This window comes from Acidocella sp. MX-AZ02 (assembly GCF_000306035.1).
Lineage (GTDB): Bacteria > Pseudomonadota > Alphaproteobacteria > Acetobacterales > Acetobacteraceae > Acidocella > Acidocella facilis.
Genome location: NZ_JH976207.1, coordinates 1,412,457 through 1,420,200 on the forward strand (window position 1 = coordinate 1,412,457; position 7,744 = coordinate 1,420,200).

Sequence of the window (7,744 nt, forward strand, 5' to 3'; positions counted from 1 at the left end):
CGCGCACGCCGGGCAGAGCGAGGCAGATGGTGTTGGGCAGGCGCGGCGCCCCGGCGCCGATGGCAACCGCCCCCGCCGCCAGGGCGGCCTGTTCGATCTCATCGCGCCAGCCGGCGATCTGCGCGGCGTCGTACGGGGCGCCCAAAGCAGCGGCGAGGCCGGCGATGGCGGGCAGCGCCGGGGTGCCGCCGCGCCTTCCCAGCTCCTGGCCGCCGCCTTTGATCAGCGCCCGGATTTCCAGATTTTCCCGCACCACCAGCGCCCCCGCCCCGGGCGGGCCGCCGAATTTATGGCCGGAAAGGGCGAGGCTGGCGGCCCCCAGGGCCAGCCAGCCCTGGTTGCAGCGGCCAATGGCCTGCACCGCATCCACATGCAGCAGCGCCCCGGCCTCGGCGCAAAGGGCGGCGGCGGCGGCGATGTCGTGCAGCACGCCGGTCTCGTTATTCGCCGCCATCAGGCAGACCAGGGCGCCGGGATGGGCGGCGAGCAGGGATTTCAGCGCGGCGAGATCCATCTGGCCGTCCGGCTGCACCGGGATGATTTCGGCGTGGGGGGCGGCGGCGCGGATGGCGTCATGCTCAGTGGCGCCGATCAGGATCGGGCGGTCGCGGCCCAGCGCGTGGAGGGCCAGGGCGTTGGCCTCCGTCGCGCCGGCGCAGAAGATCACGTCCGCCGGGCGGGCGGCGCAGAATGAAGCCACCCGCTCGCGGGCTTCTTCCAGGATTTTGCGCGCGGCGCGGCCGGCCTGGTGCACGGAGGCGGGGTTGCCGCCGGTCTCCATCGCCGCCAGCGCCGCGGCGCGGGCCTGCGGGCGCAGCGGCTCGGTGGCATTCGCGTCAAGATAGATCATCTTACCGGTTTACAGCCGCTCATCCTGCCGCTCGTGCACCTGCAGCCGAGCTTCCAGCGCCGTCAGCTCAGTGCGCAGCAGCTCGATTTCATGAAACAGCGGGTCGATGCAGGGATCGCAGGGCGTGCCATAGGCGTCGAAACGCGGCTTGCGGGCCTCGCGCTCCACCGGCCGGGCGGGGATGCCCACAACCGTGGTGCCCGCCGGCACCGGGGCCACGACCACCGCGTTGGCGCCGATGCGCGCCCCCTCCCCCACTGTGATCGCGCCCAGCACCTTCGCACCGGCGCCGATGATGACATTATTGCCGATGGTCGGGTGGCGCTTGCCTTGCGCGCTGCTGGTGCCGCCTAGCGTAACCTGATGATAAATATAGACATCATCGCCGATTTCGGCGGTCTCGCCGATCACCACCCCCATGCCGTGATCGATCACCAGGCGCTGGCCGATGGTCGCCCCCGGATGGATTTCGATGCCGGTGAGGAAGCGTCCGAGATGCGAGAGCCAGCGCCCGAGCGTGATGAAACCCGCCCTCCAGACCGCGTGGGCGAGCCGATGCATCACCACCGCATGCAATCCAGGATAGCAGAGCCAAACCTCCAGCATGGAGCGCGCGGCGGGGTCGCGCTCGCGGTAGGCTCGGGCAGTCTCGCGCAAAAACATGAAAGGCATGCGAATTTCCGTGGATAAACAGCCGGGAAGCAGTCTATATTGAAAAGCCTGAGACGATTTTAGATGTTGAGAGACATCCGTAACCTTAGTCACGACCTTGAAGGAGCATTTAGGTATCAAAGCCTTCCTGGTCAATTAATACGGTTAGCAGGGAGAGTTATTTTCCGCGCAGCGGACAAGCTGTAGAAAATCCTGTCCACACTCTGTGCCACCCCTGGTGCGTCACGCTTTTCTTTACGGTTTCCAGCCGGGGGAAGGCTTCGAGGATCGGGGCTGCCAAACGATGAAAGACGAGTTCGAGTATGCCTGAAGTGATGTTTGCTGGCCCGGAGGGCCGTCTAGAGGGTCGTTATCACCATGCGAAAGAGCGTGGCGCCCCGCTGGCCCTGGTTCTGCACCCCCACCCGCTGCATGGCGGCACCATGAATAACCGCATCACCTATACGATGTACCAGGTGTTCCAGCGCCTGGGCTTCTCCGTGATGCGCTTCAATTTCCGTGGCGTTGGCCGCAGCCAGAGCAAGTTTGATGGCGGCATGGGCGAGATCAACGATGCCGCGGCGGCTTTGGACTGGATGCAGGCGTTGAACCCTGGCCATGGCGGGCTGTGGATCTCCGGCTATTCCTTCGGCGCCTTCGTCGGCATGCAGCTGCTGATGCGCCGCCCGGAAGTCTCCGGCTGGGTCTCGGTGGCGCTGCCGGCCGCCGGCTATGATTTCGGCTTCCTCGCCCCCTGCCCCACTGGCGGGCTGATCATCCATGGCGACGCGGATGAGCTGGTGCCGGAGAATTCCGTGCGCAAGCTGGTCGATAAGCTGAACCAGCAGAAAGGTGTGGCCATCGATTACCGCGTGTTCGAGGGCGCTGACCATGTCTTCGCCAACCATGCGGAGAAGGTGAGCGAGGCGGTGGAAGGCTATGTCAGCCAGTCCTTGGCGCGCAAGCAGATGGCGCTGGCGGCGGACTGAACCGCTCCTTTTGCCCAACAAAAACCGCCGAGACAAAAAACCGCCCTTTCGGGCGGTTTTTTTATGCGCGCGTGGCTGCGGTTCAGGCGGCGGCCCTTTCGGCCATTTGCTGCACGCTCTCCTCCGGGATCAGACTGCCAATGGCGAGGATGGAGATGATGCGGTTATCCATCATCACCAGCCCCTGGATGAATTCGCGCGGCATCTCGCTGCCAGTATCGGGGGTGCGCTGGCGCATTTCATCGGTGACGGTGATGATATCGCACACCGCATCCACCAGCAGCCCGGCGGCGCGGCCCTGATGCTCCACCACCACCACCACGGAGGCTGCCCCCGGCTCCGCGGCGGAGAGGCCGAGCCGTTCCGCCAGATCCACCACCACCAGCACACTGCCGCGCAGATTGATCATGCCTTTGATGAAATGCGGCGCGTAAGGCAGGTGGGTGGAGGCGATCCAGCCGCGGATTTCCCGGATGGAACGGATATCGAACGCGAATTCCTGCGCGCCTAAGCGGACGGAGAGGAACTCCGCGCGATGCTCATTGGCTTTATATTCGGCCTGATGGGACATGATCTCTCGCTTGCGTTGGCTCGGGTTTGGAGGTTTTCGGGTTTTTGACCGGCCACCCGCCGGCAATTTCAGCCTAGGGCGAACGGGTTAAAATTTGGTGGACGGGGTTTAGAACAGCTCCAGCTCGCCCGAGAGATGGCCCTGATCCAGCGGCACGGGCGCGCCTTTCAGCCGGTATTGCAGCTCGGCCAGCCGGATCGAGGAGAGCGCGTTGCGCGAATCCACCGCCAGATCATCAGGCAGCATCGCGCTGATATCGAGAATATAGCCCGAAAGTGCCGCCAGCCGCTGGGAGAGCAGGTCCAGGGACTGCACATCGCGGTGACATTCAGGGTCCAGCGCCAGGCGGCGCACGGCCGGGCTGAGGCTGAGCTGAAAACTATCGGTAAAATGCCCAAGCTCCCGAAATTCCTCACCGATGGCGGTAAGGATGGAGCGCAGGGGGGTATGGTGGTCAGCGGCTTGGGAATTAAAATTCGTCATCATACCACTCCTATGCTTCAGCTTTGCGTCTCCCCCGGCGCTGTGCAGGCCTGCCGGGGTGACCGATCCGTTCAGAACAATTCCACCTGTCCAGCGCCGGAGCGCAGAACCGGTTGGCGCGTGGTTTCTTCGCGCATGATCGATTCCGTCTCCTTCTGCAGCAGCGCCTGGCGGGCGCGCCCGCCAACCGGCCAGAACTGGATGCGCCGCCCATGCACGCCGCGCAGGCTGCCCCCGACCAGCTCGATGCCCTCCTCGCGCAGAAACGCCTCGGCAAAGCTGGCATTGAGGGCGCCGATATCGGTCAGCCCCTTGATCATCGCCGCACCGCCAAACAGCTTCGCCTTCATGCGGGGCTTATGGGCGCCCATGCGCAAAAGATCGTTGATCAGCAGCTCCATCAGATTGACGCCGTAGCGCTGCGCGTCGCTACGCGGTGCCGGGGTGCGGGCATTGGCATCGCCGGGCAGAAGGAAATGGTTCATGCCCCCGACCTTTGCCGCCGGATCCCAGATGCAGGCCGCGATGCAGGAGCCGAGAATGGTGGTCAGCACCGCGTTGGGGTCGTTATCCACATGATGAAAGCCCTGAACGATATTGATCCGCTTCTCCCGCCCGGCGGGCGAGGAGAGATTGGAGAGACTCATGCGACGGAGCTCCTTTGCCGGGTATTGGTCAGGGCAAGGATCTGCCCGCCGATTTTGTCGAGCGGGCATTGCTTGGCCACCGCCCCCAGCTCATAGGCCACACGCGGCATGCCATAGACGACGCAGCTCGCCGCATCCTGCCCCAGCGTCTCGGCGCCGGCCCGGCGCATCGCCAGCAGCCCCTCCGCCCCGTCATTGCCGAGGCCGGTGAGGATCACCCCGACCGCCTGCGCCCCGGCTTGCTTCGCGACGGAATTGAACATCACATCCACCGAGGGGCGATGGCCATTGACCTTGTCCGCCTGGCTGAGCTGCAAGGTGAACTGGCTGCGCCCGGAGATTTCCATATGGTGATCGCCAGGGCAGAGATAGATATGGCCTGTCTCCAGCCGCATACCCGGTTCCGCCTCGCGGGCCTGCGGGCGGCATAATTTATCCAGCCTGGCGGCGAAGCTGCGGGTGAAGCTGGGCGGCATGTGCTGGCTGACCAAAGTGGGCGGGCAATTGGCCGGGAATTTCGAAAAAATCTCGATCAACGCCTCGACCCCGCCGGTGGAGGAGCCGATCGCGACGATCTTGCCGTCCGGATCGTAATTCTGCACCGGGCTGAACGCGGCTTCGCGCAAGGGCCGGCGCCGCCGCCCCGATTGCGCCGCCGCCTTCACCTTTTCCGCCAGCAGCCGGAAACTATCCGGCGCGTAGGAGGAGGGCTTGGCCACGCAATCAAAGGCACCGATTTCCAGGGCACGCAGATTCACATCCGCCCCGGCCTGGGTAAGGGTGGAGACCATCACCACCGGTGTCGGCCGCAACCGCATGATTTTATCCAGGAAGGAAATACCGTCCATGTTCGGCATTTCGATATCCAGCGTGATCACATCCGGGGCGAGCTGCTTGATCATTTGCCGCGCCTCCAGCGGATCACCCGCCTGGCCGACAACTTCGATCTGCGGGTCCGATCGCAGCGTTGCGGTGATGAGGCCGCGCATGGTGGCGGAATCATCCACGACGATGACACGAATACTCATGTCCTGGCGCCTCCAGCGCGTTTGCGGTAGATGGTCACGCCATCACTGACCAGAAGCTGCTCCGCCGCGCCCGAAACACGTTCGGAATGACCGATATAGAGCGCGCCTGCATCTTCCAGTAATGGCGTGAAGCGCGACCAGATCCGTTCCTGAGTCGGGTTATCGAAATAGATCACGACATTGCGGCAGAAAATAATCTGGAACTTGCCTTTCATCGGCCATTGGCCAATGAGATTCAGCGGCTTGAAGCTGATGAGTTGGCGCAGCTCGGGGGCGGCCTGATAATGCTCCCTGCCATTGCTCACCGGTTTGAACCAGGCTTGCCGCAAAGCCGGCGGCACCGGTTCCAGCTGGGAGTCCTCGTAAATGCCCGCCATGGCGGTGGCGAGAACATTCTGGTCGATATCAGAGGCCAGGATGCGGATATCGAAACGCGGCGCGTCCGGCATCTCCTGCAGCAGGGTCAGCGCCATCGAATAGGGCTCCGGCCCGGAGGAGCAAGCGGCCGACCAAAGCCGGATTTTCTCGCCCGCCCGGGCACGCCGGATCAACCCGGGCAGCATCTTCGTGCGCATATGCTCGAAATGATGCGGTTCGCGGAAAAACCGCGTCACATTGGTGGTCAAGGCGGCGACCAGCTCGCGCCGTTCCTGTTTACCCTCCGGCGCCTCCACCAGCGCGCAATATTCCGCGAAGCCGGGCAGGCCGAGCTTGCGCACGCGCTTGGCGAGGCGGGAATAGACCAGATTGGCCTTCGCGGTGGAGAGGGTGATGCCGGTTTCCTGCATCATCAGCCGGGAGATCAGCTCCAGATCGGCCGCGGTAAAGCGAAATTCGCTGTTCTCCACCAAAACTTTGGCTGTGGCGGTGAGCTGGGCCATCAGGCCGCCTCCAGCTCATCCGCCGGCAGCACGTCGTCCAGCGTGATCAGGCTCACCATGCGCCCATCCATTGGCAACAAGCCCTTGACGAAGCCTTTCACCAGATCCGATGTCACATCCGGCACCGTCTGGATGAGATTATCGTTAGCGGTGAGAATATCCGAGACCGCATCGACGAGAATTCCGATCTGGCGCTGCGCCAGCTGGACCACGATGATGACATTGCGCGCCGTCGGCTCCGTGCCCGGCATGCCGAGCCGGGTGGCGAGATCGACAATCGGCAGCACCGCGCCGCGCAGATTGATGACGCCCTTCACATAACGCGGCGCGCGCGGCAGGGTGGTGGCCGCGGTCCAGCCGCGAATTTCGCGCACCATCATCACATTGATGCAGAATTCCTGCCGGCCAACACGAAAGGCAATCAATTCGCGCCCTTCGCCCAGACGCTCCAAAACATCGCTCATGCCGCCCTCCCGCTCAATTCAAGCGCCTTCATCTCGGCGGAATTGCGATTCATGTCGGCGCCGGCATTCACCACCACCGCATCCACATCGACAATCAACGCCACCCGCCCATCTCCCATCACCGTCGCCGCGGCGACGCCGGGCACGGCGCGATAATTGGCCTCCAGACTCTTGATGACGACCTGGCGCTGGCCGTGGATCGCATCCACCATCAGCACCGCGCGCGCGCCGCCCTCGCCTTCCACCAACAGCGCCACGCTCTGTTCCGGGTCGGCATGTTTCGTGCTGTAGCCAAGGCAAAACGCGACATCGACCACCGGCACATAGCCGCCGCGCAGGGCCAGCATGTTGAGATCCCCATCCAGCGGGAACACATCCTTGGCACGGGGCTTCAGCGTTTCCATGATGGCGCCGAGCGGGATGATCAGCGTGTTGCCCTGGGCGGAAACGACCATGCCATCCAGCACCGCCAGAGTCAGCGGCAGCGAGAGGGTAAAGGTCGAGCCCTGGCCGGGCCGGGAGGAAATCGAAATCCTGCCGCCCAACGCCTGGATGGATTGGCGCACCACATCCATGCCGACGCCGCGGCCGGAAATATCGGAAACTTTCGCCGCCGTGGAAAACCCTGGCAGGAAGATGAGATTATCGATCTCTTCATCGCTGAGCTGGGCATCCGCGGTGATCACGCCATTTTCGATCGCCTTCTGGCGCACGCGGGCGCGGTTGATGCCACCGCCATCATCGGCGACTTCCAGCACGATGCGCCCGGAACGATGCACGGCGGTCAGCCGTACCGTGCCCTCGGCCGGCTTGCCGGCGGCAAGCCGCGCCTCTGTGGGTTCCAGCCCATGATCGATGGCGTTGCGGATCATATGGGTCAGCGGATCGGCGATGCGTTCGATGACGGTTTTATCAACCTCCGTCGCCTCGCCTTCGGTGACCAGCTTGACCTGCTTGTTGGTCATCGCCGCCACTTCGCGCACCAGGCGCGGCATGCGCTGGAACACCGAGCGCACCGGCTGGGCGCGGATGGCCATCACGCTATCCTGGATTTCACGGGTCAGATGCTCAAGCTCTTCCAACGCCATGGCCACGCCGGAGGAGCGCGCGATGCCGGCTTCCAGCACTCGCTGGCTCAGCATCGCCTCATTGATGACAAGCTCGCCGACCAGATCGATCA

The 7,744-nt window shown here is 63.9% G+C and carries 10 protein-coding genes; 1 reads left to right on the top strand and 9 read right to left on the bottom strand.

All coding sequences use genetic code 11. The annotated features are described in order from the left end of the window. Both MXAZACID_RS06955 and cysE read right to left on the bottom strand, forming a co-directional pair. A partial coding sequence (locus tag MXAZACID_RS06955; protein ID WP_008493497.1) for an aminotransferase class V-fold PLP-dependent enzyme occupies positions 1 to 850 on the bottom strand: 850 nt, incomplete at its 3' end. A gap of 9 nt (positions 851 to 859) precedes the next feature. Then, entirely contained in the window at positions 860 to 1,522 is a 663-nt protein-coding gene (gene cysE / locus MXAZACID_RS06960) for a serine O-acetyltransferase (protein ID WP_008493498.1), read from the bottom strand. Between the two features lie 302 nt (positions 1,523 to 1,824). Here cysE and MXAZACID_RS06965 point away from each other — a divergent pair, with 302 nt between their 5' ends. Further along, a complete protein-coding gene (locus MXAZACID_RS06965) occupies positions 1,825 to 2,490 on the top strand; it encodes an alpha/beta hydrolase (RefSeq protein ID WP_008493499.1) in 666 nt (221 codons plus the stop codon). An 82-nt stretch (positions 2,491 to 2,572) separates the two neighbouring features. Here MXAZACID_RS06965 and MXAZACID_RS06970 read toward each other — a convergent pair whose 3' ends face one another. The 7 genes from MXAZACID_RS06970 to MXAZACID_RS07000 form a co-directional block, all read right to left on the bottom strand. Continuing rightward, positions 2,573 to 3,061, bottom strand: a complete 489-nt coding sequence (locus MXAZACID_RS06970; RefSeq protein ID WP_008493500.1) for a chemotaxis protein CheW — start codon at positions 3,059 to 3,061, stop codon at positions 2,573 to 2,575. A gap of 108 nt (positions 3,062 to 3,169) precedes the next feature. Next, positions 3,170 to 3,544: a hypothetical protein gene (locus MXAZACID_RS06975; protein ID WP_144052676.1), complete on the bottom strand. Its 375-nt coding sequence runs from the start codon at positions 3,542 to 3,544 to the stop codon at positions 3,170 to 3,172. 71 nt (positions 3,545 to 3,615) lie between these two features. Next, positions 3,616 to 4,191, bottom strand: a complete 576-nt coding sequence (locus MXAZACID_RS06980; RefSeq protein WP_008493502.1) for a chemotaxis protein CheD — start codon at positions 4,189 to 4,191, stop codon at positions 3,616 to 3,618. After that, positions 4,188 to 5,219 carry a chemotaxis response regulator protein-glutamate methylesterase gene (locus MXAZACID_RS06985; protein WP_008493503.1) on the bottom strand — a complete coding sequence of 344 codons (1,032 nt, stop codon included), beginning with the start codon at positions 5,217 to 5,219 and terminating at the stop codon, positions 4,188 to 4,190. The genes MXAZACID_RS06980 and MXAZACID_RS06985 overlap by 4 nt, the downstream gene beginning before the upstream one ends. After that, on the bottom strand, positions 5,216 to 6,100 hold the full coding sequence (locus MXAZACID_RS06990) for a protein-glutamate O-methyltransferase CheR (protein WP_008493504.1): 885 nt from the start codon (positions 6,098 to 6,100) through the stop codon (positions 5,216 to 5,218). Before MXAZACID_RS06990 ends, MXAZACID_RS06985 begins: the two co-directional genes overlap by 4 nt. Further along, complete coding sequence (locus MXAZACID_RS06995) at positions 6,100 to 6,564, bottom strand: chemotaxis protein CheW (RefSeq protein ID WP_008493506.1); 465 nt, start codon at positions 6,562 to 6,564, stop codon at positions 6,100 to 6,102. Before MXAZACID_RS06995 ends, MXAZACID_RS06990 begins: the two co-directional genes overlap by 1 nt. Continuing rightward, on the bottom strand, positions 6,561 to 7,744 hold a 1,184-nt coding region (locus MXAZACID_RS07000; RefSeq protein WP_008493507.1), incomplete at its 5' end, for a chemotaxis protein CheA. The genes MXAZACID_RS07000 and MXAZACID_RS06995, both read right to left, overlap by 4 nt.